The 26,122-nt window shown below is 63.3% G+C and carries 23 protein-coding genes and 1 pseudogene; 5 read left to right on the plus strand and 19 right to left on the minus strand.

The genetic code is table 11. The features are described 5' to 3' along the window. Nucleotides 1-68: 68 nt before the first annotated feature. Together CAF70_RS02420 and CAF70_RS02425 are read left to right on the plus strand one after the other, a co-directional pair. The gene (locus CAF70_RS02420) at nt 69-1,031 is read left to right on the plus strand and encodes an amino acid ABC transporter permease (RefSeq protein WP_085621723.1); all 963 of its coding nucleotides are present in this window, start codon (nt 69-71) and stop codon (nt 1,029-1,031) included. Next, complete coding sequence (locus tag CAF70_RS02425; protein ID WP_013974550.1) at nt 1,024-1,758, plus strand: amino acid ABC transporter ATP-binding protein; 735 nt, start codon at nt 1,024-1,026, stop codon at nt 1,756-1,758. Before CAF70_RS02420 ends, CAF70_RS02425 begins: the two co-directional genes overlap by 8 nt. Before the next feature lie 93 nt (nt 1,759-1,851). Here CAF70_RS02425 and CAF70_RS28045 read toward each other — a convergent pair whose 3' ends face one another. The 12 genes and pseudogenes from CAF70_RS28045 to ubiE form a co-directional block, all read right to left on the minus strand. Then, a complete protein-coding gene (locus tag CAF70_RS28045) occupies nt 1,852-2,745 on the minus strand; it encodes a methyl-accepting chemotaxis protein (RefSeq protein ID WP_371915932.1) in 894 nt (297 codons plus the stop codon). Between the two features lie 9 nt (nt 2,746-2,754). Next, nucleotides 2,755-3,795: pseudogene (locus tag CAF70_RS28050) on the minus strand (methyl-accepting chemotaxis protein); the annotation flags it as partial. Nucleotides 3,796-4,058: 263 nt separating this feature from the next. Next, entirely contained in the window at nt 4,059-5,975 is a 1,917-nt protein-coding gene (locus CAF70_RS02440; protein WP_085621725.1) for a methyl-accepting chemotaxis protein, read from the minus strand. Between the two features lie 100 nt (nt 5,976-6,075). Continuing rightward, nucleotides 6,076-6,783, minus strand: coding sequence for a 16S rRNA (uracil(1498)-N(3))-methyltransferase (locus tag CAF70_RS02445; RefSeq protein WP_085621726.1), 708 nt, complete (start codon nt 6,781-6,783; stop codon nt 6,076-6,078). Continuing rightward, nucleotides 6,780-7,571 (minus strand): twin-arginine translocase subunit TatC, encoded by a 792-nt coding sequence (gene tatC / locus CAF70_RS02450; protein ID WP_085621727.1) that lies wholly within the window; start codon nt 7,569-7,571, stop codon nt 6,780-6,782. The genes CAF70_RS02445 and tatC overlap by 4 nt, the downstream gene beginning before the upstream one ends. Then, nucleotides 7,568-7,945: a Sec-independent protein translocase protein TatB gene (gene tatB / locus CAF70_RS02455; RefSeq protein WP_085621728.1), complete on the minus strand. Its 378-nt coding sequence runs from the start codon at nt 7,943-7,945 to the stop codon at nt 7,568-7,570. Before tatB ends, tatC begins: the two co-directional genes overlap by 4 nt. Before the next feature lie 3 nt (nt 7,946-7,948). Beyond that, nucleotides 7,949-8,221 carry a twin-arginine translocase TatA/TatE family subunit gene (locus CAF70_RS02460; protein WP_085621729.1) on the minus strand — a complete coding sequence of 91 codons (273 nt, stop codon included), beginning with the start codon at nt 8,219-8,221 and terminating at the stop codon, nt 7,949-7,951. A 168-nt stretch (nt 8,222-8,389) separates the two neighbouring features. Beyond that, on the minus strand, nt 8,390-8,725 hold the full coding sequence (locus CAF70_RS02470; RefSeq protein WP_085621730.1) for a phosphoribosyl-ATP diphosphatase: 336 nt from the start codon (nt 8,723-8,725) through the stop codon (nt 8,390-8,392). 1 nt (nt 8,726) lies between these two features. Then, nucleotides 8,727-9,119 carry a phosphoribosyl-AMP cyclohydrolase gene (gene hisI, locus CAF70_RS02475; protein WP_013974544.1) on the minus strand — a complete coding sequence of 131 codons (393 nt, stop codon included), beginning with the start codon at nt 9,117-9,119 and terminating at the stop codon, nt 8,727-8,729. A 72-nt stretch (nt 9,120-9,191) separates the two neighbouring features. Next, a complete protein-coding gene (ubiB, locus tag CAF70_RS02480) occupies nt 9,192-10,811 on the minus strand; it encodes a ubiquinone biosynthesis regulatory protein kinase UbiB (RefSeq protein ID WP_085621731.1) in 1,620 nt (539 codons plus the stop codon). Further along, on the minus strand, nt 10,808-11,431 hold the full coding sequence (locus tag CAF70_RS02485) for an SCP2 domain-containing protein (RefSeq protein ID WP_085621732.1): 624 nt from the start codon (nt 11,429-11,431) through the stop codon (nt 10,808-10,810). The genes ubiB and CAF70_RS02485 overlap by 4 nt, the downstream gene beginning before the upstream one ends. Then, nucleotides 11,431-12,201, minus strand: a complete 771-nt coding sequence (ubiE, locus tag CAF70_RS02490) for a bifunctional demethylmenaquinone methyltransferase/2-methoxy-6-polyprenyl-1,4-benzoquinol methylase UbiE (RefSeq protein ID WP_013974541.1) — start codon at nt 12,199-12,201, stop codon at nt 11,431-11,433. Before ubiE ends, CAF70_RS02485 begins: the two co-directional genes overlap by 1 nt. Nucleotides 12,202-12,325: 124 nt before the next feature. Here ubiE and CAF70_RS02495 point away from each other — a divergent pair, with 124 nt between their 5' ends. After that, entirely contained in the window at nt 12,326-12,601 is a 276-nt protein-coding gene (locus CAF70_RS02495; RefSeq protein ID WP_085621733.1) for a polyhydroxyalkanoic acid system family protein, read from the plus strand. Between the two features lie 31 nt (nt 12,602-12,632). Here CAF70_RS02495 and CAF70_RS02500 read toward each other — a convergent pair whose 3' ends face one another. Further along, nucleotides 12,633-17,357, minus strand: coding sequence for a hypothetical protein (locus tag CAF70_RS02500; protein WP_085621734.1), 4,725 nt, complete (start codon nt 17,355-17,357; stop codon nt 12,633-12,635). 182 nt (nt 17,358-17,539) lie between these two features. On the opposite strand from CAF70_RS02500, the gene CAF70_RS02505 reads away from it, so the two are divergent. Continuing rightward, entirely contained in the window at nt 17,540-17,959 is a 420-nt protein-coding gene (locus CAF70_RS02505; RefSeq protein ID WP_085621735.1) for a phasin family protein, read from the plus strand. A 10-nt stretch (nt 17,960-17,969) separates the two neighbouring features. Then, nucleotides 17,970-18,758, plus strand: a complete 789-nt coding sequence (locus tag CAF70_RS02510) for a phasin family protein (protein WP_085621736.1) — start codon at nt 17,970-17,972, stop codon at nt 18,756-18,758. Nucleotides 18,759-18,878: 120 nt separating this feature from the next. Here the strand turns inward: CAF70_RS02510 and CAF70_RS02515 are convergent, their stop codons facing one another. From CAF70_RS02515 to hslU, 6 genes are all read right to left on the minus strand, one after another. After that, entirely contained in the window at nt 18,879-19,493 is a 615-nt protein-coding gene (locus tag CAF70_RS02515) for a TetR/AcrR family transcriptional regulator (RefSeq protein ID WP_085621737.1), read from the minus strand. A gap of 13 nt (nt 19,494-19,506) precedes the next feature. Continuing rightward, on the minus strand, nt 19,507-21,189 hold the full coding sequence (gene phaC / locus CAF70_RS02520; protein ID WP_085621738.1) for a class II poly(R)-hydroxyalkanoic acid synthase: 1,683 nt from the start codon (nt 21,187-21,189) through the stop codon (nt 19,507-19,509). Nucleotides 21,190-21,308: 119 nt separating this feature from the next. Next, entirely contained in the window at nt 21,309-22,160 is an 852-nt protein-coding gene (gene phaZ / locus CAF70_RS02525; protein ID WP_085621739.1) for a poly(3-hydroxyalkanoate) depolymerase, read from the minus strand. Between the two features lie 61 nt (nt 22,161-22,221). Further along, nucleotides 22,222-23,901, minus strand: coding sequence for a class II poly(R)-hydroxyalkanoic acid synthase (phaC, locus tag CAF70_RS02530; protein WP_085621740.1), 1,680 nt, complete (start codon nt 23,899-23,901; stop codon nt 22,222-22,224). Between the two features lie 270 nt (nt 23,902-24,171). Then, nucleotides 24,172-24,549, minus strand: a complete 378-nt coding sequence (locus CAF70_RS02535) for a gamma-butyrobetaine hydroxylase-like domain-containing protein (protein ID WP_085621741.1) — start codon at nt 24,547-24,549, stop codon at nt 24,172-24,174. 163 nt (nt 24,550-24,712) lie between these two features. Beyond that, nucleotides 24,713-26,056, minus strand: coding sequence for an ATP-dependent protease ATPase subunit HslU (gene hslU, locus CAF70_RS02540; protein ID WP_051099912.1), 1,344 nt, complete (start codon nt 26,054-26,056; stop codon nt 24,713-24,715). Nucleotides 26,057-26,122: the final 66 nt, after the last annotated feature.

The raw sequence follows: 26,122 nt of genomic DNA on the forward strand, positions 1-26,122 counted from the left end.
CAAGCCCGGCTTTATGACCCCGACGCGCAGGCAAACCCTGCGCGTTCGCATTTACGGAAGTACCCCACGTGATCAAACACAAGAAAGCCCAGTGGCCCTGGCACGGTTTGACTGCCCTGGTCCTGGTGGGCCTGGCGTTCAGCCTGTACATGGCCACCTCGATGATTTCCTACGAGTGGCGCTGGAACCGCGTACCGCAGTACTTCGCCTACAAGGCCGAGGAAGCACAGCGCGCCGCCGGTTACGGCACCGTGCAGGAGATCGTCATCTCGGGTGACAATGCCCGTGTCACGCTGAAAGACGAGAATGGTGACGAGCAGGTACTCGACGTGGCCAAGGACAGCCTGCAGCTGTCTCGTGGCGATGATGTTTCCGAAGGCGACCAGATTGGCGTCACCCGCCACTGGGCGGCCGGCCCGCTGCTTTGGGGGCTATGGACCACCCTGTGGATTTCGGTGGTGTCCGGTGCCCTGGGCCTGCTGATCGGCCTGTTCGCCGGCCTCTGCCGACTGTCCAGCAACCCCACCCTGCGTGACCTGACGACGGTATATGTCGAACTGGTGCGTGGTACCCCGCTGCTGGTGCAGATCTTCATCTTCTACTTCTTCATCGGTACCGTGCTCAACCTGTCCCGCGAGTTTGCCGGGGTGGCGGCACTGGCGCTGTTCACCGGCGCCTACGTGGCCGAAATCGTGCGTGCCGGCGTGCAGTCCATCGCCAAGGGCCAGAACGAGGCGGCCCGCTCGCTGGGCCTGAACGCGGGCCAGTCGATGCGCCACGTGATCCTGCCGCAGGCCTTCAAGCGTGTGCTGCCGCCTTTGGCCGGCCAGTTCATCAGCCTGGTCAAGGACACCTCGCTGGTCTCGGTGATCGCCATCACCGAACTGACCAAGAGCGGCCGCGAGGCCATTACCACCTCGTTCTCGACCTTCGAGATCTGGTTCTGCGTGGCAGGCCTGTACCTGCTGATCAACCTGCCGCTGTCGCACCTGGCCAGCCGGCTCGAGCGGAGGCTTGCGCAAAGTGATTGAAGTCCGTGACCTGCTGAAAGTCTTCGACACCCGTGGCCACGTGGTACGGGCTGTGGATAATGTCACCACCCAGGTCGCCAAGGGCGAAGTGGTGGTGGTGCTCGGCCCGTCGGGTTCGGGCAAGTCGACCTTCCTGCGCTGCCTTAACGGCCTGGAGCATTTCGACGAAGGCCATGTAGCCATCGACGGCCTGCAACTGGCTGACCCGAAGACCGACATCAACGCCTACCGCCGCGAAGTCGGCATGGTGTTCCAGCACTTCAACCTGTTCCCGCACATGACCGTGCTGGAGAACCTGTGCCTGGCGCAGAAGGTGGTGCGCAAGCGCAACAAGGCCGACCGCGAAGCCAAGGCCAGGGCTCTGCTGGAGAAGGTGGGCATTGCGCAGAAGGCCAATGAATACCCGTCACGCCTGTCCGGCGGCCAGCAGCAGCGGGTGGCGATCGCCCGTGCTTTGGCCATGGACCCGAAAGTGATGCTGTTCGACGAGCCGACCTCGGCGCTCGACCCGGAAATGGTCGGCGAGGTGCTGGACGTGATGAAGACCCTGGCTCAGGAAGGCATGACCATGGTCTGCGTCACCCACGAAATGGGCTTTGCCCGCGAAGTGGCGGACCGCGTGTTGTTCTTCGACCATGGCAAGTTGCTGGAAGATTCGGCGCCGGCCGCGTTCTTCGCCTCGCCGAAAGACCCGCGTGCGCAGGCGTTTCTGCGCCAGGTGCTGTAACCCGCACTGGACTCTTCGCGGGCATGCCCGCTCCCACAAGGGTAGCGATATACCTGTGGGAGCGGGCGTGCCCGCGAAGAGGGCGACGCGGTTTCAGATGTTGAACCGCCCCACCATCCCCCGCAACTGCCGCCCCAACTGCTCCAGTTCCCCACTCGAAGCCGCCGTCTGTTCACTGGCTGCACTGGTCTGATCCGACACATCGCGCACATTCAGCACACTGCGATTGATCTGTTCGGCCACCACGCTCTGTTCTTCGCTGGCGGTGGCGATCTGCTGGTTCATGCCCTGGATGCTCGACACCGTGTCGGTGATCTGGCTCAACGCATGCCCGGCCTTGCGGCTCAGCTCGACGCTCTGCTCGGTCAGGTTCTTGCTGCTGTCGAGCAATCGGGTCACCTCGTCGGTACCGTTGTGCAGGCTGTCGATCAGTTGGCTAATCTCCTCGGTGGCGGTCGAAGTCCGCTGGGCCAGGCCGCGCACTTCATCGGCCACCACGGCAAAGCCACGCCCGGCTTCACCCGCCCGTGCCGCTTCGATCGCCGCGTTCAGGGCCAGCAGGTTGGTCTGCTCGGACACCGACTTGATCACATCGAGGATGCTGCCAATGCGCTGGCTTTCGCCCGCCAGGTGCTGCATGGCGGCCAGGCAATGGTCCATCTGCCCGGCCAGTTGCTCGATACGGCCGATAGCCTCGGCCACCACCTGGTCGCCCATCTGCGCCTGCTGGTCGGCATTGGTCGCGGCCAGCGAGGCCTGTTCGGCGTTCTGCGCCACTTCCTGCACGGTGGCGCTCATCTGATTCATGGCAGTCGCCACCTGGTCGGTTTCCTCGCGCTGCTGGTTGATGCGCAGCTTGGTATCCTCGCTGCTGCCTGCCAGCTCCGAGGCAGCTTGTGACAGTTGGCTGACGCCCTGGTCGATACCCCCGATAAGCTCGCGCAGGCTCAAGGTCATTTCACGCATGCTGGCCTGCAATTGCCCCATCTCGTCGCGGCGTTGCACTGTTTCGACCTGGCTCAGGTCGCCCTTGGCAATGCGTGCGGCCACGGCCAGGGTCTGACGCAAGGGTTGGGTGATCTGCAGGGTGATCAGCCAGGCGGCCAATACGCCCACCACCAGCGCCAGCAGCGCCACGCTGGTCAGCAACGAGCGGGCAGCCAGGGCTTCGCTGTCACGTTGCTCGATCTTGCGCTTGCCAAGCTCCAGGCTTACCGCGCGCAACTCATTGCCCATCTTTTCCAGGCTGTTCTGCAATTGCTCGACGTGCACCGCGGCGCGTCGGTACTGGTCCAGGCTGGCGCGGTATTTGCCCAGCTCGACACCGGGTTGCTCGGTAACGGCACGTGGCAGACGCAGCGGTGCAAGGCTCTTGAGCAGTTGCCCCAAGCTGGCATCGGCAGCGTTCAGGGCGTTGTCGCCAACCTTGGCGAAGTCCTCGACAGGGGTGAAAGTGTAGGCCGGTACCAAGCTCTGCTGGTTGGCACCGTCGACATGCCGGCTGAGGGTATCCATCAGGCCCAGCACAGCGCCTTGCTGACTGTCGGCAGGCATCTCCAGCAAGGCCTGGGTCTGCAGTTTGTCGATCGCCTCGTTGAGCGTCTGCTCCTGTAGCTGCATGGCCTCGCGCAGGGCGACACGGTTGGCGACGCTGCGTTGCAGTTCGCTGAAGTCATCGCGCAAGCGTTGCAGCAGCGTCAGCTTTTCGGTCAGCAATTGCCGCGATTCATCGACGCTGCTGCGTTGTTGCAGGGTGGTCAGCATGTTGTGCAGTTGTTCGAGGATGCTGGCTATCCGCGATTTGCTGGCATCGTCGTTGAGCACGCGGTAGGTAATGCTTTCCGCGCGCAGGTCTTTGGTCAGGTCGTTGATCAGGCCTATTTCACTGAGTTGCTGTGAGCGCACGATGGCGTCATCCAGCGCGCGCCAGCCACTGATGGTGGTGGCCAGGGTGAGCAGCAGAACCACGGCGAAGCCGAGGGCGAGCTTGGCAGCGACACTGATGTTGCCAAGCTTGCGGTTGAGGTAGCCGAGCATGATGAGCCTCCGGGCGATTGAGAGAGGGGATGCGGGCGGATTGCCGGCATCACACCTCTGCCAATCGGCAGCGGAGCTGTAGGACTTGACCTGATAATCAGGTAGGAAATTTCACTTCAACACGTAGGAATGCTCCGCCTGTGCCGGCCTCTTCGCGGGCTTGCCCGCTCCCACAGGTACTGCACAGACTTTGAGAGCTGTGCGGTCCCTGTGGGAGCGGGCAAGCCCGCGAAGAGGCCGGGAAAGGCGGCCCATTCTTCAGATCAGAGCCTGAACCGCCCCACCAACCCCTGCAAATGGGTACCCAGCCGCGCCAGCTCCATGCTGGAGCTGGCCGTCTCTTCACTGGCCGCTGAAGTCTGGTCAGAAATATCCCGCACATTCATCACGCTGCGGTTGATCTCTTCTGCCACGGCCGTCTGTTCTTCCGCCGCAGTGGCAATCTGCTGGTTCATCGCCTGGATCGACGACACGGTGCGAGTGATGGTTTCCAGTGAGCTGCCGGCGCGGCGGGTCAGTTCAACGCTGCTATCGGTAAGCTGGCGGCTGCTGTCCATCACGCTGGCCACGCGCTGGGTGCCGCTCTGCAGGCCGGCAATCAGCTCTTCGATCTCTTCGGTCGATTGCTGGGTGCGCTGCGCCAGGCTGCGTACCTCATCGGCTACCACCGCAAAGCCACGCCCGGCCTCGCCGGCACGGGCCGCTTCGATCGCCGCGTTGAGGGCCAGCAGGTTGGTCTGTTGGGCCACCGACTTGATCACGTCGAGTACGCTGCCGATCTTGTCGCTCTCGGCCTTGAGCTGGTTCATCGCTTCGCTGGAGTTGACCACTTCGCCGGCCAGGCGCTCGATCTGCGCCACCGCCTCGCCCACCACACGGTCGCCTTCGCGGGCTTGCTGGTCGGCCATCAACGCGGCTTCGGAGGCCTGCTCGGCATTGCGTGCCACTTCATGCACGGTGGCGGTCATCTGGTTCATGGCGGTCGCTACCTGATCGGTCTCGACCTTCTGGTTGTTGACACCGGCGCTGGTCTGCTCGGTCACCGCCGACAGCTCCTCGGCAGCGCTGGCGATCTGCGTGACGCCATCACCGATGCCGCCGATCAATTCACGCAGGCCCTGGGTCATGCGCTGCATGCTGGCTTGCAACTGGCCCAGTTCGTCGCGGCGTTGTACCTGCAGGTCCTGGGTCAGGTCGCCACTGGCCACGCGTTCGGCGGCGCGCAAGGTCTGGCGCAGCGGGATGATGATCTGCCGGGTGATGGCCCAGGCCGCCAGCAGGCCGAGGGCCAGGGCCAGAGCGGTGGCCACTGCGAGCAGGGTCTTGGCCTGGGCCGCGCCGGCGTCACGCACCTCGGTCTGCGAGGCGGTCATCGCCTGGCTGGTTTGCAGCAGTACCGTACCTTGCTCGGCCATGTGCTGAAGGGCTTGCTCACTGGCGGCCTGGGCATTGCCGAACTGGGTGACTGCGTCGCGGTAGCCGGCCATGGCAGTGGCGGCATCGTCCAGGCTGGCGGCATGCTCCGCCGGTACTTTGGCCGGCAGCGCGCGCAATTCGGCCAGGGCCTGGTCTATGGCCTTCAGTGCCGTTTGCTGGAAATCGGCATTGCCGCTGTAGGTGTAGCCACGCACCTGGAAGCGCGCCTGTTGCAGCAAGGCGCTCACGTCCACCGCGTGCTGGTACTGGTTGATATCGCCACCTTGCAGCAGCCCTCGCTGTACCCGGCCGATCAGTTCGGCAGCCTTGTCGGCGCTGTCGCCCAGCACGTCACGGCTGGCTTCGCGGCGTTGGCCGGCCTGCTTCAGGTCGTTGAACGCCTGCTGGTACGCACGCACGGCCTCGCGTTGTTGCTCCAGGCGCTGGCGGTCGGTGGGTTGTTCGATCTGTCCGAGCATCAGCTGCACCTGGCGGTCGAGGTTGCCCAGGGCCTTTTCCAGCTCAGCCACCGAGGCTTCGTCACGCTGGCGCTGGTAATGCTGGCGGGCGATACGCAGTTCCTGGGTGTACTGCTGGATGACCGAGATGTTTCCCAGCTTGTCGCCACGGTCAATGATGCTGTCCATGCCGTGCCAGCCGGCCAGGGTGATGGCTAGCGTCAACAGCAGCACCAGACCGAAGCCCAGCCCCAGTTTGCGATTGACGCTCACATTACCCAATGATTGGGCGAACCATTGATACATGTACGACTCCCCGGCGGCTTGGCAGCACCATTAATTGTTGTGTTGCCAAGGCAATCGGCCTGGGGAAGGGAAACTTTATGGGTAAAAATTGACTTATGTGTCAGAAAATCCGTGAAAGCAGCGCCGTTACTGCCGTCTCGACCCGCAGGATACGCTCGCCCAGTTGTACCGGTGCCAAGCCTGCCTTGCCCAGCAGGTCCACTTCATAAGGGATCCAGCCACCCTCTGGGCCGATGGCCAGGGTCACGGGCTGCTCCACGGCGCGCGGGCAGGCAGGGTAGGGGCCGGGGTGGCCGACCAGGCCCAGGGTGCCTGCGGCGACGGCCGGCAAGCGGTCTTCGACGAAGGGCTTGAAGCGCTTCTCGATGATCACCTCGGGCAGCACGGTGTCGCGCGCCTGTTCCAGGCCGAGGATGAGGTTCTCGCGTATGCTGTCAGGGTGCAGGAAGGGGGTTTGCCAAAAGCTTTTCTCGACCTTGTAGCTGTTCACCAGGATCAGCCGCGGCACACCAAGGGTGGCCACGGTCTGGAACAGCCGGCGCAGCATCTTCGGCCGGGGTACGGCGAGCACCAGGGTCAGCGGCAGTTTGGCCGGTGGCTGCTGGTCAAAGGCGACTTCCAGTTCGGCTTCGTGTTGTTCCAGGCGCAGCACCGTGGCTTTGCCCATCAGGCCGTTGATACGGCCCACGCGCAGGTTGTCGCCCACCGCCACACGGTGGATGTCCTGCATGTGGGTGAAACGCCGGTCAGCGAGAACGACGCGGTCGGCCGAGACGAAGTCGGCCTCTTCAAGGAGCAACAAGTTCACGGTTGGGTCGCTGGTGGCTGGTCGTTGTGGTCGTTGGCGGCGCTATCGTCGGCTTCACTGCGTTTGCGGATCAGGCTGCCGCACAGCACGCCGATCTCGAACAGCAGCCACATAGGTACGGCCAGCAGGGTCTGGGAGAAGATGTCCGGTGGGGTAAGGACCATGCCGACCACGAAGCAGCCGATGATCACGTAGGGGCGAATCTTCTTCAGATACTTCACGTCGACCACGCCGATCCATACCAGCAGCACCACCGCCACCGGGATTTCGAAGGCCACGCCAAAGGCGAAGAACAGCGTCATCACGAAGTCGAGGTAGCTGGCGATGTCGGTCATCATCGACACACCTTCCGGCGTGGCGCTGGCGAAGAAGCCGAAGATCAGCGGGAACACCAGGAAATAGGCGAAGGCCATGCCGGCATAGAACAGGAAGATGCTCGACACCAGTAGCGGAATGGCGATGCGCTTTTCATGGCGGTACAGCCCGGGCGCGATGAAGCCCCAGATCTGCTGGAGGATGAACGGGATCGCCAGGAACAGCGAGACGATCATGGTCAGCTTGAACGGCGTGAGGAACGGCGAGGCCACGTCGGTGGCGATCATCGTCGCATTGGCCGGCAAGTGCTCGCGCAGTGGCGCTGAGACCAGGGTGTAGATCTGCTGGGCGAAGGAGAACAGCCCGGCAAAGATCAGGAAAATGACGGCAACGCAGCGCAACAGGCGGGTGCGCAGTTCGGTCAGGTGCGAAACCAGCGGCATTGGCTGGTCGTGTTCCGGATTCTCGCTCATGGGGCTCGCGGCGGTTGAGGCGGTTCAGAAGGCGTGGCCGGGGTGGCAGTGGTTTCGACCGGCCTGGCTTCGAGCCCGGCGGGCGGCTGCACGGTGGCGGTGGTGACAGGCGGCTGCGCCGGTGGCGTCATCGGGTTGAGGATACGCTTGGCTTCCTCTTCCATCTGCAGGATGTGCTCGTTGTGCAGCTGGCGGCGGATTTCGTCGGCGCCGATTTCGCGCTCCACTTCCATCTTGATGCTGTTGAAGCTGCGCTTGAGCCGGCCGATCCACAGGCCTGCCGTGCGCGCGGCACCGGGCAGGCGCTCGGGGCCGAGCACCAGCAGGGCGACCAGGCCGACGAGCAGCAGCTCGCTGAAACTGATGCCGAACATGGGTCAGTCTTTCCGCTGCGGCTCTTGGGCCGGCTGGGCCTGGCCTTCGATGGTGTGGCCCTGGTTCTGCTGGGCAGTGTTCTGCACCGGTGGAACGGGTTGGGCAGGCGGCGGAGCCTGCTCGGCCGGCTTGTTCTCTTCGTCGCTCATGGCCTTGCGGAAGCCCTTGATCGACTCGCCCAGGTCACTGCCGAAGTTCTTCAGCTTCTTGGTGCCGAACACCAGCACCACGACCACCAGCAGGACGATCCAGTGTTTCCAGTCAAAGATACCCATTTCGTACTCCTGAAAAATGTGTGTACAGCAAATCGATCCGGCAACACGGTCCCTGTGGGAGCGGGCAAGCCCGCGAGCACCGGCGCAGCCGGTGCCATGCATTGCGTCGCATGCTTCGCGGGCATGCCCGCTCCCACAGGAGGCGAGCAGCACCCGCCTCAAAATACATCAGGCAGATGGTTGCCGCGCGGCCTTCTCATCATGCCCGGAAAGCCCGAAACGGCGGTCCAGCTCATCCAGCAAGGCTTGCGGATGCTGGCCCAGCGCGCTGAGCATTACCAGGCTATGAAACCACAGGTCGGCGGTTTCGTAGATGACATCGCTGTAATCCTTGCTGATCGCGGCATCCTTGGCGGCAATGATCGTCTCGATCGACTCTTCGCCGAGCTTTTCGAGAATCTTGTTCAGGCCCTTGTGGTACAGGCTGGCCACGTAGGAGCTGTCGGGCGCCGCTTGCTTGCGTTGTTCAAGCACTTCGGCCAGGCGGTTGAGGGTGTCGCTCATGTCAGTGTCCTGCGCTGTAGATGGCATCCGGGTCTTTCAGGACCGGGTCGACGGTTTTCCACTGGCCGTCTTCGAAGACGCGGTAGAAGCAGCTTTCACGGCCGGTATGGCAGGCGATATGGCCCAATTGCTCGACCATCAGGATGATCACGTCGGCGTCGCAGTCCAGGCGCATTTCATGCAGCTTCTGCACATGGCCGGATTCCTCGCCCTTGCGCCACAGCTTGCCACGCGAACGCGACCAGTAGATGGCACGCTGTTCGGCGGCGGTCAGAGCCAGCGATTCGCGGTTCATCCAGGCCATCATCAGCACGCGTCCGGTCTTGTGGTCCTGGGCGATCGCCGGTACCAGGCCTTCGCTGTTCCACTTGATCTCGTCCAGCCAGTCTTTCATCGTCGACTCCAAAGCGGGTCCGCTCCTGTGCCGGGCCCTTTGCGCTAGTGTGCCAGCCATGGGCGCGGCTGGCTATTGGCGCACGATCAGGTAAAGGCCGGCGGCCAGCATCAGCCAGGCCGGCCACGCGGTAGGGGCGGCCAGGCTGGCGGCCTCGGCGGCACCAGCGGCCAGTACCGCACCGCCGCCCAGCAGGCCGGCACCCAGCAGGCGCAGTGGCCAGCGGTCGCCCTGGCGACGGCGTTCGGGCAGTTGCGGGTCGTGCAGGTGCGGTTGTGACAGGCGTTCGAGGACGTCACGGGCCATGTCGGCCAGGTGCGGCAACTGCTCGACCTGGCTGTGGATGTTGCCAAACACGGCTTTGGGGCTCATGCGGTCACGCATCCAGCGTTCGAGGAATGGCTTGGCGGTGCTCCACAAGTCCAGGTCGGGGTACAACTGGCGGCCCAGGCCCTCGATGTTGAGCAGGGTTTTCTGCAGCAGGACCAGCTGCGGCTGCACTTCCATGTTGAAACGCCGTGCCGTCTGGAACAGACGCATCAGCACCTGGCCGAAGGAAATATCCTTTAACGGTTTTTCGAAGATCGGCTCACAGACGGTGCGGATCGCTGCTTCGAATTCATTGACCTTGGTGTGCGCCGGTACCCAGCCCGAGTCGATGTGCAGTTGCGCAACGCGGCGGTAGTCTCGTTTGAAGAAGGCGATCAGGTTACGCGCCAGGTAATCCTGGTCCTCGTCCGTCAGGCTGCCGACGATGCCGCAGTCGATGGCGATGTACTGCGGGCTCCAGGGGCGTACCGTGCTGACGAAGATGTTGCCGGGGTGCATGTCGGCGTGGAAGAAGCTGTCGCGGAACACCTGGGTGAAGAATACTTCCACGCCGCGTTCGGCCAGCATCTTCATGTCGGTGCGCTGATCGGCGAGCGTGGCCATGTCGGTCACCGGGACGCCATAGATGCGCTCCATCACCAGTACTTTCGGCCGGCACCAGTCCCAGTACACCTGTGGCACATACATCAGCTCGGAGCCTTCGAAATTACGGCGTAGCTGGCTGGCATTCGCCGCTTCGCGCAGCAGGTCAAGTTCGTCGTAGATGGTTTTTTCGTAATCGCCGACGATTTCCACCGGGTGCAGGCGGCGAGCGTCGGCGGAGACACGTTCGGCACCTTTGGCTATCAGGAACAGCCAGGCAATATCAGCGGCGATCACCGGTTTCAGGCCTGGCCGGACAACCTTGACCACCACCTCTTCGCCACTTTTCAGGCGGGCAGCGTGAACCTGGGCTACCGATGCGGAGGCCAGAGGCTCGACGTCGAAGCGGCTGAAGACTTCGCCCACCGTGGCGCCGAGCTGTTCTTCGATCAGCGCCACGGCCTGCTGCGGATCGAACGGTGGTACGCGGTCTTGCAGCAACATCAGCTCGTCAGCGATGTCGGTGGGCAGCAGGTCGCGGCGGGTCGACAACAACTGACCGAACTTGATGAAAATGGGACCCAGGTCTTGTAGCGCCAGTCGCAGGCGTGCGCCGCGGCTGAGCGCGGACGGGCTACGGGGTAGCCAACGCCACGGCATCAGCAGGCGCAGGCTCATCAGCCACCAGGGTAGCGGGTAGTCGAACAGCAGGTCATCCAGCCGGTAACGGATGACTACACGCTGGATGCGAAAAAGACGGCGGACGGCGAGCAGCTTCATGCGTTATCGCTGGTATCAAGGGATCGGGAGAGGCGCTTGAGGCGCGCCTCGAGGCGTTCTGTATCGAGTTTCAGGGCGTCGAGTTCGCTGAAGGCGGCTTCGGCTTCACGCTTGCCCACCAGGGTGCGGGACTCTTCGGCCAGGTACTCGGAAAGATTCTGGCTGAAGCGCGCCAGGCCCTGGCGGGTCCAGCGTGCGCGCAGGCGGATGTGGCCGGCCACCAGCGCCGTGGCGACCGGGCCGAGCCAGCGTTGTAGCTCATGCTCCCAGTCAAGTTCCAGGTCCTGCAGCACACCGAACAGGTCGAGCAGCACGGCACTGTCGCCATGCAGCTCGACCTGGGGGCTGTGCAGCACGGCAGTCTTGTCCCTGGCCAGGGCCAGTTGCGCCAGGCTGCCGGCCGGGGCGCGCAGGCTGCAGTCGACCTCGCCCTCCCAGTGGGCAGCCAGCATCAGGCCCTCTTCATCGGGCAGGATGAACACCTGCAGGGCCGGTTGGCGGCAGTCGATCTCGATGACCTTGCCTTCCAGCGCAGCCAGCCGCGGCAGGGCCGTGCTGTCCATGCGCAGGACGCGGTTCAGGCCATGTTCGACGCTGGCGAACAACCCGGCCAGCAACATCAGGGCTTGATTCCCCGGTGCACGGCGACGATGCCGCTGGTCATGTTGTGATAAGTGACGCGGTCGAAACCGGCCTCGACCATCATGGCCTTCAGCGTTTCCTGGTCGGGGTGCATGCGGATCGACTCAGCGAGGTAACGGTAGCTCTCCGAGTCGTTGGTGATCAGCTTGCCGGCCAGCGGCATGAAGGCGAACGAGTAGGCGTCGTAGGCCTTGGACATGAGCTTGTTGGTCGGTTTGGAGAATTCCAGCACCAGCAGGCGACCGCCCGGCTTGAGCACGCGCAGCATCGAGCGGATGGCTTCGTCCTTGTGGGTGACGTTGCGCAGGCCGAAAGCGATGGTCACGCAGTCGAAGTGGTTGTCCGGGAATGGCAGCTTCTCGGCGTCGGCCTGGACGAACTCGATGTTGCCGGCCACGCCACGGTCGAGCAGGCGGTCACGGCCGACCTTGAGCATCGATTCGTTGATGTCGGCCAGCACTACCTGGCCGGTCGGGCCGACCAGCCGCGAGAACTTGGCGGCCAGGTCGCCGGTACCGCCGGCGATGTCCAGTACACGATTGCCGGCGCGTACGCCCGACAGCTCGATGGTGAAGCGCTTCCACAGGCGGTGCATGCCGCCGGAAAGCACGTCGTTCATCAGGTCGTACTTGGCCGCTACCGAGTGGAACACCTCGGCGACTTTTTTCGCCTTCTGGCTTTCAGGGACGTCCTGGTAACCGAAATGGGTGGTGGGTTCGGCGTGGTCGCCTTTGCGCTGGTCGTTCATATCGCTTCACCGGAAAAAATTACCGCCATTCTAGGGCGAACGGGCGGATTTGTCTTGGCGGGGTGTGCCAGTGGGCAGGGGCGGGCATAATGCCCATTATGTCTTCATCTTCAGGAACACCCGCATGACTCAGATCAGCGTCGAACGCAAACATTCCCTCGGGCGCGATGCCGCCCGTGCCAAGGCCGAAGCGCTGGTCGACAGGCTGACCCGCGAATACGACCTCAAGGCCACCTGGAACGGCGACCGGGTCGACGTGGCGCGCAGCGGTGCCAACGGCAGCGTGCATATCTTCGATGACCGCATCCGGGTCGAATTGAAGCTGGGCATGATGTTGTCGATGATGAGCGGCACCATCAAGGGCGAAATCGAGCGGGCACTGGACAAGGCCCTGGCCTGAGGCCAGGGCGGTCGGCAGCAAGGTGTGGCTGTCACCGGGACGGGAAGGGGATCACACCCTCGACCTGGGCCAGGCGCAAGTCGCTACGATAGATCTGCAAGCGCTCCGCTGCGCTGCTGGCCTCTTCCATTTGCGCGTCGCGGGCCTTGCCCCGCGGCTCCCAGAATTTCAGGTGGCCTTTGACAAAGGCCCGGGCCGGGGCATCTGCGCTGCGGTAGTGGAAATGCGCTTCCCAGAGCACCGCTTGGGGAGCCTGGACGTCCCTGATCTGGTACACGTCGAGATAGTCGTCGGGCTTGCTCAGCGCCTTGCGTGCGGTAGTCCGGGCAATTTGCAGGCGTTGCTGCTCGCTGAGGTAGCGTAACGCCTTGCTGTCCGGATGACGGGTGTTCAGGTAGACATTCGTGAGCAGGCGGCTTTTTTCAAGCGTGACCGTTTCGACGGCCTGGTTCAGTTCACTTGCCAGTTCGAGGTCTTTCGGTTTGCTGCTGCCGGCCAATTGCCGCGAAGCCTCACGCATATCTTCTATCTGCCAGTCCATCAGGTCGGCCAGGCTGTTCGGCTCCTCGGTATAGAGCGCGGCGATTGCCATGCGCTTGTCCTTCTGCGCCAGCAGGCGGGCTGCACGGTGCCGCAGTTGCGCCCGGTCCGGCGCCGCGGGCTGCTGTTGGCCGGGCACCTCGAACCATACGCCGTCACGTTGTTCGTACTCGCCAGCGGGTTGTTGCGTGAGCGGGTTGCGCTGGATGGCCTGGTTGCCTTCGCGCCCGGGCTCGACCAGGAGCGAACGGCCTCGAGAGGTGTGTATCACTGTTCGCCTGCCGGCCCTGACGCGGTGGGTGACACGCGGTACTGCCGGCGGTGCGCTGGTCTCGATACCGGTCAGGGCCGTGTTCAGTTCGACTTCGGTCAGCTTCACAAGGGCTTTCAGTTGCGCGACGTAATCCGCAAGCATGGCCGCGTCGATGGCTGGTTCTTCATAGGTTTGCAGGTAGCTGGCCTTGCCCAGTACGGCTCGATACTCACGCAGTGCATCGCCGAGAATCTCCGCCTGTTGCGAGTAGGGCAGGTTGGCTGCGGCCAGGCCGTCGTGGCTCCACAGCATCGAAGAAAAATGCTGGTCGCAGAGGGCATCCTGCAATGGCAGCAGTTCGGCGGCGGTTTCAGGGGTGAGCAGGCTCTTGTCCAGTGTGAGGTAGGCCATGTCGCTGAGGGTTTGCGCGCGTACGATCAGCGTCGAATAGGGGCGCAGTTCGATGGCCTGCTCGATTTTGGTTTTCTTCTGGGCATAACGGACCCGGTTATCATCGAGTGCCAGGGGCAATGTCTGGTCGAGCCTTTCGCTGACCACCAGAATGCGGCTGGCGACATCGAGAGCATCGCGCGTGGCCTTGCGCAGCTTGGCATAGCGCGACAGTTGCTCCTGCCCCACCGGGAATTTCTGCAAGCCACGGGCAAGCTCCCGAAGCTGCTCATGGTCTGGCAGCTCGAACAGGCGACGGAGCAGCAGCATGTCGTTGTCGATGGCGGTCTCGGTCCACTGGCTGAAGCTGTGTTCGATGCGTCCAGCACGGTCGTATCTGGCAAAGCGAGGTTCCAGCATCTGCCTGAATGCGTCGAGGTTCTCTTTCAGCACCGTGGCCTGTTTTTCCAGAAACAGGCTCACCCCCTTCAGGTCGAGCAAATGATGTTCGCGCAATGCCAACAGTTGCTGACGTTGCGTCTGGAGGGCCTTTGGCAGTGGGCTGCGCTGGGTTTCGGGAAGGGCCTGGTAAGCCTTGTTGAACGCTGCTGCCAGGTCGTCATAGGGCTGCAGTTTCTGGCGGCTTTTCTCCATGAGGGGTTCCAGCCGGGATAACGCCGTTTGGTTCGCCTTGGTGGTGGCGAGCAACTGTTCGTAGGCCTGGCGGTTGTGCGAGCGGACCTGTTCGGTATTGGGCATGCCGCCGGCCCCTGAGACGTTCAATACCCATTCGTCATTCCAGCGGGTCAACCACGGGCCACGGCTGCGCTCGCGCCCGACGATGTGATAGCCATCATCGGTACCCCCCCATTGCGCAACCCATTCGCTGCGGCTTTCGTCCGGGCCGATGATTTGTACCCCGCCCCAGGTCTGTTGCACTTCGAAGGCGATGTCGGCAAGTTTCACGTAGTACCGCTGGTCCACCTGGTACAGGCCGCGCAGCTGCCCCGTGGCCAGTGGCGTATGGCCCTGCAGTGACTGCGTGGCCTGCAGCTTGCGCAGCGCCTGGAGCCCGTCCGGTGTCAGGTTGGCCAGGCGCTGATTGGCACTCCAGCTGTCTATCCTGATGGGCTTTGGTTTTGCCTCTGCCACGGGCTCGGCCCACGGTCGCTCCTTTATCGGTTCGGCCAATTGCGCCGCTGATGTGTTGCGCTCGGCAGGTTCGCTGAAGCGCACTGCCACAGGTGTTTCAGTTGCGGATGTGGCATGCGCCACGCGGTGTGCCAGCAACATCGCCAAGTTGCTCAGCAGGTCGGTGGCTGCCGCGATCCGCTCTTCGCGACCGCCGTTTGCCAGTATGGCCAGGTCGTCCTTGGCCGCCGACAGCGCTGCAAACAGCCACGCCACGTTGGCCAACAGCCCGGACCAGAATACCGTTGCGCTGTTGAACACCGCCCATGCAGCCTCTTTCGCCAGGGCCCATCGCTCCTGCGCGTTGGACACGCTGCGGGTGGATGCGACGTGCAGGATGGCTTCGACCCTGGCGTCAAACAGGTGGCTGTCGAGGTTTTCTGTCCAGGCCTCGAACGAGGCATCCACCGGCCGCCTGAGATTGTCCAGCAGGGTGGCTGTCAGCGCCGCATCGACGCCTAGCAGGTGCGCCAGGCTGGACAACTTGGGGTGCAGGTGAGGGAAGTTGAAACCATCGTTTTCATAGACTTTGCGTGCCTCGTCCTTCAGCCAGTGCAAGACGCTGCGCTGCAGCTCGCCCTGTTTGCGGATAGCAACCATCAGCGACGCCAGGCTGGTGAATTCCTGTAGCGTCTGGTCGGCATAGAACGGTCGGTACAAGATCCAGCTGTGCAGGCCCGGCAGTTCGATGACGAACATGCCATGCGCCCGATCGCTTGCCGAGGCGCCGGGCGCGCAGCGAAAGGCCAATGGGGCGATACGCGGCTGTTCGAGGCTATCGCCAATACCTGTGCAGAAGTTCAATAGTGCCCGCCGTGTGTGTTCGCTGAGCTGCTCGCTGATACTGGCCTTGAGCACGCTGAAGCGCAGCCCGGAACGCCATTCCCAGGCGTACTGCCTGATCCGTTGCGCCCTGCGCGGCTGTACCTCGACCTGCTCTCGCAGAAAGCCCGGGTATGAGCCACCGATATCCACCTGGTGAATCAACTTGTGTACCTGATCGATGCTCAACCAGCTGCCAGCCGGGGCGCTGACCCGGGTCATGACTTCGTTCACTGGCAAGCGGGCGACGGCCAGGCTGGTCAGGCTTTCGTGGCGCAGGAACAGGTATTGCGGGTTTTCGGCTGAACTGTTCGGGATCAGTTCGGAAACGGCAATCAGCACCGTGTCAGGATCGTAGGCGGCGTTGTCGGGATAGGTGGCCTGGGTCTGCTCACGTAGCCGGCGGTTGGCATATTGCTCGATGGTTTCGATATCCCCAAGCGAGGTCGCGCCCCCGCTGTGGCCTTGGCGGGCGGCGAGATCAAGCAGTGCGGCGTGGTATTCGAAGCGGTCTTCGGCCGTAGCCCCTGCGAGCCAGCCTGGCAGCTGGAGGGTTGGCACGCCTTCGACCAGGTATGGCTGCTGCAAAAAGTGCAGCGATGGATCGCTGACATGTGCATAGGCGTCTTCCATTTCGCTGACTGTCTGCACGTGTGCAAGGCTCAGGCGGTGGATATCGTCGAGGATCACATTGAGCATTTGCCTGGCTTGGTAGGCAAACGGGTCGCCTTCCAGCGCGGTACGCGACCAGGTCAAGCGGTCGAAGTGATAACGCTCAGCCATTTCGTCCTGTAATGCGGCCGAGAACGCTGCCTGGTCCGGGTAGCTCCGAATGGTGCCGCAGGGTTTGCACCACAGCAGCTGGGAAGCACCGCGTGTCGTGCTCAGCAGCAGGTCTGGCACTGGTCGCTCGAAGGTCTGCCAGCCGACGCCGAACTCAAGCCGCATGGCGCTGATGGTAATGCCGGTTCGAGTGCCATCGAGCATGGCGTACAGCGTGGCTGTCGCATCTGCATCAAGGCCTTGGCGCTGCACATTGCTTAGCATTGCAGCCTTGATCAGCAGCTCAAGCCAATGTAGGCGGGATACCCCCGAAAGTGGGTCCGAGCCGCTCCAGTAACTGATCTGAGCCTGCTGAAACGCCTCTGTCAGGGTATCCAGAAGACCATCGAGATCGCTGGAAACCTTGTACATGTCCAAGGTTATCCCAGGCTGGGCAATGCTGTTGGCACCTTGTTCCTGGGCGAGGAACACCTGCGGCGGACTGATGCTCAACGCGTCCGAACCCTTCAGTTGCAGGTGTTTGCCGGTACGCAAGTGTTCCAGTAGTGCATCCAGCAGCAAGGGTTGCCGGGCGGGTTCGCCTTGGCCGGCTGGGGCCTGGAGGATGTGGAAATCATCAAGCGATGCCAGTTGCGGGTGATTGCTGCGGATAAACGGGTAGCGGTCGACAAGGGCATTGAAGCCTTGCAGGGACAATACCTCGCGCAGGCCCGGGCGTTTGCCGAAGCAGCTTGCTACCCGTTGTCGGAAAGTGGCTATGGGAGTGGAATCGGTCATGGCATCGGGCTCCAGTCAAGTGAGGCCCGGCAGGCTAGGCGATACGGCCTTCGCTGCTGCGGTATATGTATGGGTACGCCGTGCAGCTTAGGGTGAGGTTTCTAATTTTTATCCCTACCTTGTGCTCAAGCCCAACCTCCATGGGCGGTTACTCCTCCACTCATGAGCATGAGGTACAGAGCATGGCCAAAGTGACTGTGAAGAAAAAGGACGACGCCCCGGGTACGCTGGGCGAGGTGCGCGGCTACGCGCGCAAGATCTGGCTGGCGGGTATCGGCGCCTATGCACGCGTGGGCCAGGAAGGCTCCGACTACTTCAACGAGCTGGTCAAGGCCGGTGAAGGTGTCGAGAAACGCGGCAAGAAGCGTATCGACAAACAACTGGACGCGGCCAACAACCAGATCGATGAAGCGACCCAGGCCGTTAGCCGCGTCCCTGGGCGAGTCGAAATTCAACTCGACAAAATCGAAAAAGCTTTCGACGCACGGGTAGGGCGCGCCTTGAATCGCCTGGGCATTCCGTCTAAACATGACGTTGAGGCGTTGTCCATCAAGCTTGAACAGCTGCATGAGCTGCTTGAGCGCGTCGCGCACAAACCATAAGGAGAGCAGGATGGCTGGCAAGAAGAACACCGAGAAAGAAGGCAGCTCCTGGGTCGGCGGGATCGAGAAGTACTCCCGCAAGATCTGGCTGGCGGGGCTGGGTATCTATTCGAAGATCGACCAGGACGGCCCGAAGCTGTTCGACTCGCTGGTGAAGGATGGCGAGAAGGCCGAGAAGCAGGCGAAGAAGACCGCTGAAGACGTGGCGGAAACCGCCAAGTCGTCGACCACCTCGCGCGTGTCTGGCGTCAAGGACCGTGCGCTGGGCAAGTGGAGCGAACTCGAGGAGGCTTTCGACAAGCGCCTGAACAGCGCCATTTCGCGCCTTGGCGTGCCGAGCCGCAACGAGATCAAGGCCCTGCACCAGCAGGTGGACAGCCTGACCAAGCAGATCGAGAAACTTACCGGTGCTTCGGTTACGCCGGTTTCGTCGCGCGCTGCGGCCAAGCCGGCTGCGAGCAAGGCGGCGGCCAAGCCCCTGGCCAAGACGGCAGCGGCCAAGCCTGCGGCGAAAACCGCGGCGGCCAAGCCGGCGGCTAAAACTGCCGCAGCCAAGACCGCAGCGGCTAAACCTGCTGCCAAGACTGCGGCGGCCAAGCCTGCGGCGAAACCGGCAGCGGCCAAGCCGGCTGTGGCGAAGAAGCCAGCAGTGAAGAAAGCCCCGGCCAAGGCGGCCGCCGCCAAACCGGCGGCTCCAGCGGCCAGCGCCGCTCCGGCACCTACCGCAGCACCGGCACCTGCCGTCGCCCCGGCCAGCAGCACGCCGTCGGCACCGACGGGCACCGGCACTCTGATCTGATACCGCGTCGCCTTCTTCGCGGGCTTGCCCGCTCCCACAGGTCCTGTGTGCACTCAAGCACTGCATTTCACCTGTGGGAGCGGGCATGCCCGCGAAAGCCGCGACACCGAAACGACAGGCTTACCCTTCCAGATACCGCACCGCCAACTGCTCCGCTGCCCCCCGCGCCTGGGCCTGCAGATGCGGCGCCACCAGCATCATTACCTGATACACCACAATTCCCACATCCCCTTCGCGCCCCAGCACCCGCTGATAATCCAGCGAGAACATCAGCGTCAATGTGATCTGCTCCACCAGTTGCCCCAGCGCCTGGGTCTCGCTCTCCACCAGCCCCTGGCCCTTGAGGCTGGCCAGCAACGCCGCCAGCGTGCGCTTGAGTGCATTGATCAGGCTGCGCATGCCGCGGGCCAGTTTGGGCAGGCGCCCGGTCAGGTTCGACAGGTCCTGGAACAGGAAGCGGTACTGCGCCATGCGTTCGACGATCAGGTGCAGGAACAGCCAGTAATCCTCGGCATCCAGGCGTACCTCCAGAGGTGGGTCGAGCAAGGGCATCAGCGCTTCTTCAAAACGCTCGAACAGCCCCAGCACCAACGGCTCCTTGCCATGGAAGTGGTAGTAAAGGTTACCGGGGCTGATGCCCAGCTCGTTGGAAATTTCCAGGGTGGATACGTTCGGTTCGCCCTGCTGGTTGAACAGTTGCAGGGCACATTCGAGGATACGGTCGCGAGTCTTCATCCGGTCGGCATGCTCATCGGGTCAGCACATAGGTGCCCGGCGCGGGGCCCAGAGGCGGGTAGGTGGCATTGCCCAGCTCGCTGCGCGGTGCCTTGAGCGGGCCGGAGCGCGGGGTGATCCACTCCAGCCACAACGGCCACCAGCTGCCTTCGCTGCGCTTGGCGTCGTGGAACCAGGCACGCGGGTCGCTGGGCAGCCTGGGGTTGGCCAGGTAATAGGCCTTGGGGTTGCCGGGCGGGTTGATGATGCTCTGGATGTGCCCGCTGTTGGCCAGCACGAAGCGCCGGTCGCCACCCAGCAGCAAGGCCGAGCGATACACCGCGTCCCACGGGGTGATGTGGTCGTTGCTGCCGGCCACGGTGAAGCTGTCCAGCTCGACCTTCTGCAGGTCGATGGGCGTGCCGCACACCTCCAGGCCGGCGGGGCGGGTCAGCGGGTTGTGCTTGAAGAAGTCCAGCAGGTCGCCGTGCAGCGCGGCGGGCAGGCGCGTGCTGTCGGCGTTCCAGTAAAGGATGTCGAAGGCCGGTGGTGTCTTGCCGAGCAGGTAGTTGTTGACCCAGTAGTTCCAGATCAGGTCGTTGGGCCGCATCCAGGCGAAGATCCGCGCCACCTCGGCGCCATCCAGCACGCCGCGCTGGTAGGAGCGGCGCTTGGCGGCCTCGATGGTCTGCTCGTCGGCGAACAGACTGGCGGGGCTTTCGAACTTGCTGTCCAGCAGGCTGACCAGGTAGGTGGCGCTGCGCACCCGGCGCAGCTGGTGCCTGGCCTGCAGGTGGCCCTGCAGCGCGGCCATGGTCAGGCCGCCCGCGCAGGCGCCCATCAGGTTGGGGTCGCGGTTGCCGCTGATGCTACGGCAAGCGTTGAGCGCTTCTTCCAGAGCCTGCACGTAGCTGGACAGGCCCCATTCGCGGTGGCGCGGGTCGGGGTTGCGCCAGCTGACCATGAACACCTGCAGGCCATTCTTGAGCATGTACTGGACGAAGCTGTTGGTCGAGCTGAGATCGAAGATATAGAACTTGTTGATCTGCGGTGGCACCACCAGCAGTGGCCGGGCGTGTTGCTTTTCGCTCATCGGCTTGTACTGGATCAGCTCCAGCAGTTCGTTGCGAAACACCACCGCGCCGGCGGTTGCGGCCAGGTTGCCGCCCACTTCGAAGGCGCGCTCGTCGACCTGGCGTGGCAGGCCGTCGTTGTGGCGCAGATCATCGAGCAGGTGGGCCACGCCACGTACCAGGCTCAGGCCGCCGCTGTTGAACATCTCCTTGACTGCCAGCGGGTTGAGTAGCGAGTTGCTTGGTGCCAGGGCGTCGTTGATCTGGTTGAACAGGAAGTGCGCACGGGCCCGGTCATCGTCGTCCAGGTGGCTTTCCTCGATCCACTGGCGGGTCTGCTTCTGCCAGGCCAGGTAGGCCTGCAGGCCGCGCCGGTAGAACGGGTTCTGGCTCCAGGTCGGGTCGTTGAAGCGCGGATCGCGCGGGTTCGGCTGAAACGGTGTGTCACCCAGCATCACCCGGCCCAGCTGGCCGCCCAGAGCCAACAGGTGGTGGGCGGTGTGCAGCGGGTGGCGCAAGCTTTGGCGGCTGACATTGCGCAGCGTGGAAATCAGGTCACGGCCACGCAGACCGAGGATGGCGTTCTGCACGTTCATGCTGGTGGCGGGAAGCGTTCTCGTTCCTTTGGCCGGTTTGTCTTTCATGGCAACACTCCCTCGTCTAAGCCGTTTCGCTGTCGAGACCTTCGCGGGCATGCCCGCTCCCACAGGTTCAGCGCCGTCCCTGTGGGAGCGGGCGCGCCCGCGAAGAAGGCCGCATCGATCTACCCGCCCGAAGCCGGGCGAGGGTGCATGACGGCGCGCTGTCGTTCTTGCTGAAGGAACTTCATGATGATCGGAGCGACGGCCTCGGCCCGGGTGATCAGGAACAGATGGCCGTCGTCGATAATGTGTAGCTGGGCATTGGGAATCCGCCAGGCCAGCAGGCGCATGTTGATCAGCGGGATCAGCGGGTCGTCGTCGCCGGCCAGCACCAGGGTTGGCTGCTGGATCTTGTGCAGCCAGTGGATGCTGGTCCAGCCAAGCCCGGCGAACAGCTGCCAGTAGTAGCCCATCTTGCCTCCGGAGCGCACCTTGGCGGCATGCTGCATGGCCAGGTCCGGATCGCGCCGGAAGCCACCGCCATAGATCAGCGGCGCAATGCGGATAACGTGCGACGGCTGCACGTAGCGCCGTGGGCTGGCCATCATCCACAGCACCTTGGGCTTGCCTGGCACCATCACGGCACCGGCGGCGGTGGCGGCGAGCACCAGCTTCTTGCAGCGCTCGGGGTAGTCGTGGGCGAACTGCTGGGCCAGGGCACCGCCCCAGGACACGCCGATGACGTTGACCTGGCCGTAATCGAGATAATCCAGCATCCGTGCCGTGAGCTTGGCCAGCCCGGGGAACCGGTACGGGTGGCGAGGTGTTGACGAACCGCCGACCCCGGGTACATCGAAGGCGATGACTTCCAGGTCCGGATCCAGTGCTTCGATGAACGGGAACACCAGCTCCAGGTTGGCGCCGATACCGTTGAAGATCAGCAACGGCGTCAGGTGCGGCTTGCCCGGGCGGACGGCGGTACGGATGGACTGGTTATCCAGCTCTACAGTCCTGAAGATATAGGGTTGCGGCATGCGCATGACTCTCGGGTGAAATGAACACCGTGGCACCCCGCAGGGGCCACGGCGCTGCAGCTCAACGCTCGTGAACGTAGGTGCCCGGTGCGGCTTCGCCAGCGGCATAGGCTCGGTTGCCCAGGCGGGTCGGCGCTTTTTTCAGCTCACCGGCACGTTCGCCCAGCCAGCTCTGCCAGTGCAGCCACCAGGAATCGGCATGCTTGGTGGCATTTTCCTGCCAGGCCAGCGGGTCACCCGGGCGGTCGGCACCGGTCATGAAGCGCGCCTTGGGGTTGCCCGGCGGGTTGAGGATGCTCTGGATATGCCCGCTGTTGGACAACACGAATTCGATCTTGCCGCCGAACAGGTGCGCCGAGCGGTAGCATGACTGCCACGGGGTGATGTGGTCAGCGGTGCCGGCCACGCTGAAGATGTCGCATTGCACCTGCTTCAGGTCGATCGGTGTGCCACACACTTCCAGGGCATTGGGGCGGGTCAGCGGGTTGCTCTTGAACATTTCGATCAGGTCGCCATGGAAGGCGGCCGGCAGGCGCGTGGTGTCGTTGTTCCAGAACAGGATGTCGAATACCGGCGGCTCGTTGCCGAGCAGGTAGTTGTTGACCCAGTAGTTCCAGATCAGGTCGTTGGGGCGCATCCAGGCGAACACCTTGGCCATCTCGCTGCCTTCCAGCACGCCAGCCTGGTAGGAGTGGCGCTTGGCGGCCTCCAGGGTTTGCTCGTCGACGAACAGCGCGACCTGGTTGTCCATGGTGGTGTCCAGCACGCTGACCAGCAGGGTCAGGGCATTGACCTTGTTCTCGCCAAGGGCGGCATAGTGGCCGACCAACGCGGTGCAGGTGATGCCGCCGGAGCAGGCACCGAGCATGTTCAGGTCCTTGCTGCCGGTAATTGCCAGCACCGCGTCGACCGCTTCCTTGAGCGCATCGATATAGGTAGACAGGCCCCACTCGCGCTGGGCTTTGGTCGGGTTGCGCCAGCTGATGATGAAGGTTTGCTGCTGTGAGCGCAGGCAGTAGCGCGCCAGGCTCTTTTCCGGGCTGAGGTCGAATACGTAGAACTTGTTGATCTGCGGCGGCACCACCAACAGCGGGCGGGCGTGTACCTGCTCGGTGATCGGGCTGTACTGGATCAGCTCCAGCACATCGTTGCGGTACACCACGGCACCTTCGCTGGTGCCCAGGTTCTTGCCCACTTCGAAGGCATCCATGTTCACCTGGCTGGGCATGCCACCGTTGTTGACCACGTCCTTGGCCAGGTTGGACAGGCCGTCCAGCAGGCTCTTGCCGCCGGTTTCGAAGAAGCGCTTGACCGCCGCGGGGTTGGACAGGGTATTGGTCGGCGCCATGGCCTCGGTCATCAGGTTGATGACGAACTGGCCGCGGCTGATGTCCTGGGGCGACAGGTCGCTGCTACCGATCCAGTCCTGCAGCTCCTTGCGCCAGGCCAGGTAGGTCTGCAGGTAGCGGCGGTAGAGCGGATTGTGGCTCCAGGCCGGGTCGTTGAAGCGACGATCATCGCTTTCCGGGGCCAGGCTGGATTTGCCCAGCAGCACATTCTTCAGCTCCAGGCCGAAGTGGGCCACATGCTTGGCGCTGTGCAGCGGTTGGCGCACGGCCTGGCGCAGCACGGTGCGTGCCGAACTCAACAGGTCCTTGCGACGAATACCGATGACCGGGTTCAGCCCCAGGGTGTTTTCCGAGGCTTGCCGCTGCAGCTCATCGTTGTTCTTGTTACTCATCTACGACGCTCCGTTGTCCTGAGACGAGTACCGGTTTGCTGTGACGGGTGCACAGTGCTGAGCCCGGTACTGCTACTCGGGTGACCAGTGATAAGGAACAGCGGTGCTGCGAGGGTGCTGATTACCTGCAAGGTGATGCAGGGAACTTGCCACTCCCCATTGGTTACCCGACTTTCATGTATTGCGCAAGACAGCCCTTCATTGGGCTGTCTGTAGGGCATTCAAACAGATGATTCTAGAAAATGCGCTCTAAACCCCAGGGCCCTTGCGCTAGAGCATCAGTTTGACCACCGACTCGGCGGGGTCGCGGGATTTGCCGGCCTTGTGCAGCTCGTCGAGGTACTCGGCCCACAGTTGTTCCTGGCGCAGGCACAGCTGTTCGAGGTATTCCCAGGTGAACAGGCCGCTGTCATGGCCGTCGTCGAAGACCAGTTTCAGTGCATATTGGCCGGCAGGCTCCAGGCCGCTGAGGCCGACGTTGATCTTGCCGAACTGCAGGATGGGGTTGCCGTGGCCCTGGACCTCGGCGGAGGGGGAGTGCACGCGCAGGAATTCGGCGGGCAGGTGGTAGACCTCGCCGGGGGCATAGGTGAGGCTGAGGGTTTTCGAGGCTTTGTGCAGGTTGATGGCGGTGGGCAGGCGGGCCATGGGCAGAATCTCTCGGGAGCTGATGAAGCAAGCTTCCAGCTTATGATGGAGGGATTCAAGGGCCTCTTCGCGGGCACGCCCGCTCCCACAGGATCATCACATGCTTTGGGTCTGTGGTGATCCTGTGGGAGCGGGCGTGCCCGCGAAACAGTCGACGCCGTTTTTACAGGATGTAGCGCGACAGGTCTTCGTTCTGCGCCAGCTCACCCAGGTGGCTGTTCACATAGGCCGCGTCGATCTGGATCGGCGCTTCGTCATGGGTGCTGGCCAGGTCGCCGGCACTGAACGACACCTCTTCGAGCAGGCGCTCGAGCAAGGTGTGCAAGCGGCGGGCACCGATGTTCTCGGTCTTCTCGTTGACCTGGTAGGCGATTTCGGCCAGGCGCTTGATGCCGTCCGCCAGGAACTCGATGTTCAGCCCTTCGGTCTTCAGCAGGGCCTGGTACTGTTCGGTCAGCGACGCGTGCGGCTCCTGCAGGATACGCTCGAAGTCTTCCGGGGTCAGGGCCTTGAGCTCCACGCGAATCGGCAGGCGGCCTTGCAGCTCGGGCACCAGGTCGCTCGGCTTGCTCAGGTGGAACGCACCCGAGGCAATGAACAGGATGTGGTCGGTCTTGACCATGCCCAGCTTGGTGTTGACGGTGCAGCCTTCGATCAGCGGCAGCAGGTCGCGCTGCACACCTTCGCGGGACACGTCGGCACCGCCAACATTGCCGCGCTTGGCAACTTTGTCGATTTCGTCGATGAACACGATACCGTGCTGCTCGACCGCTTCCAGGGCCTTGGCCTTGAGCTCTTCCTCGTTGACCAGGCGGCTCGCTTCTTCATCACGAACCATCTTCAGGGCTTCTTTAACCTTCAGCTTGCGCGCCTTGCGCTTGCCTTTGCCCATGTTGGCGAACAGGCTCTGCAACTGGTTGGTCATTTCTTCCATGCCGGGCGGCGCGGCAATTTCGACGCCTACGGCATCGGCCACTTCGATCTCGATTTCCTTGTCGTCCAGCTGGCCTTCGCGCAGGCGCTTGCGGAACAGCTGGCGGGTGTTGGAATCGGTGCTGGTCTGCGCGGCTTCTTCGCTGAAGCTGGTCACGCGGGCCTGTGGCAGCAGGGCATCGAGGATGCGGTCTTCGGCGGCGTCTTCGGCGCGGTGGCGCACGCGAATGATCTCCTGCTCACGCAGCATCTTCAGCGCGGCATCGGCCAGGTCGCGGATGATCGACTCGACGTCGCGGCCCACGTAGCCCACTTCGGTGAACTTGGTGGCTTCGACCTTGAGGAACGGCGCGTTGGCCAGCTTGGCCAGGCGGCGGGCGATTTCGGTCTTGCCGACGCCGGTGGGGCCGATCATCAGGATGTTCTTCGGGGTCACTTCGGCGCGCAGCTCGGCGGGGAGCTGCATGCGCCGCCAGCGGTTGCGCAGGGCGATGGCCACGGCGCGCTTGGCGTCGTCCTGGCCGATGATGTGGCGGTTGAGTTCGTGGACGATCTCGCGGGGGGTCATGGACATGATCAATTGGGTCCTTGGGCAGATGAGTCAGCGTGGAAAAGCCCCCGCACCGGGCGGGGGCGCCAG

Source organism: Pseudomonas sp. B19(2017), from assembly GCF_002113165.1.
In the GTDB taxonomy this organism is placed as follows: Bacteria; Pseudomonadota; Gammaproteobacteria; order Pseudomonadales; family Pseudomonadaceae; genus Aquipseudomonas.

Bases quoted from the DNA above. Each gene is read 5' to 3' on its own strand.
- CAF70_RS28045 (WP_371915932.1), bottom strand. From the start codon at position 2,745: ATGGGGCAATTGCAGGCCAGCATGCGTGAAATGACCTTGAGCCTGCGC.
- CAF70_RS02440 (WP_085621725.1), bottom strand. From the start codon at position 5,975: ATGTATCAATGGTTCGCCCAATCATTGGGTAATGTGAGCGTCAATCGC.
- tatC (WP_085621727.1), bottom strand. From the start codon at position 7,571: ATGAGCGAGAATCCGGAACACGACCAGCCAATGCCGCTGGTTTCGCAC.
- tatB (WP_085621728.1), bottom strand. From the start codon at position 7,945: ATGTTCGGCATCAGTTTCAGCGAGCTGCTGCTCGTCGGCCTGGTCGCC.
- CAF70_RS02460 (WP_085621729.1), bottom strand. From the start codon at position 8,221: ATGGGTATCTTTGACTGGAAACACTGGATCGTCCTGCTGGTGGTCGTG.
- CAF70_RS02470 (WP_085621730.1), bottom strand. From the start codon at position 8,725: ATGAGCGACACCCTCAACCGCCTGGCCGAAGTGCTTGAACAACGCAAG.
- hisI (WP_013974544.1), bottom strand. From the start codon at position 9,119: ATGAAAGACTGGCTGGACGAGATCAAGTGGAACAGCGAAGGCCTGGTA.
- ubiB (WP_085621731.1), bottom strand. From the start codon at position 10,811: ATGAAGCTGCTCGCCGTCCGCCGTCTTTTTCGCATCCAGCGTGTAGTC.
- CAF70_RS02485 (WP_085621732.1), bottom strand. From the start codon at position 11,431: ATGTTGCTGGCCGGGTTGTTCGCCAGCGTCGAACATGGCCTGAACCGC.
- ubiE (WP_013974541.1), bottom strand. From the start codon at position 12,201: ATGAACGACCAGCGCAAAGGCGACCACGCCGAACCCACCACCCATTTC.
- CAF70_RS02495 (WP_085621733.1), top strand. From the start codon at position 12,326: ATGACTCAGATCAGCGTCGAACGCAAACATTCCCTCGGGCGCGATGCC.
- CAF70_RS02500 (WP_085621734.1), bottom strand. From the start codon at position 17,357: ATGACCGATTCCACTCCCATAGCCACTTTCCGACAACGGGTAGCAAGC.
- CAF70_RS02505 (WP_085621735.1), top strand. From the start codon at position 17,540: ATGGCCAAAGTGACTGTGAAGAAAAAGGACGACGCCCCGGGTACGCTG.
- CAF70_RS02510 (WP_085621736.1), top strand. From the start codon at position 17,970: ATGGCTGGCAAGAAGAACACCGAGAAAGAAGGCAGCTCCTGGGTCGGC.
- CAF70_RS02515 (WP_085621737.1), bottom strand. From the start codon at position 19,493: ATGAAGACTCGCGACCGTATCCTCGAATGTGCCCTGCAACTGTTCAAC.
- phaC (WP_085621738.1), bottom strand. From the start codon at position 21,189: ATGAAAGACAAACCGGCCAAAGGAACGAGAACGCTTCCCGCCACCAGC.
- phaZ (WP_085621739.1), bottom strand. From the start codon at position 22,160: ATGCCGCAACCCTATATCTTCAGGACTGTAGAGCTGGATAACCAGTCC.
- phaC (WP_085621740.1), bottom strand. From the start codon at position 23,901: ATGAGTAACAAGAACAACGATGAGCTGCAGCGGCAAGCCTCGGAAAAC.
- CAF70_RS02535 (WP_085621741.1), bottom strand. From the start codon at position 24,549: ATGGCCCGCCTGCCCACCGCCATCAACCTGCACAAAGCCTCGAAAACC.
- hslU (WP_051099912.1), bottom strand. From the start codon at position 26,056: ATGTCCATGACCCCCCGCGAGATCGTCCACGAACTCAACCGCCACATC.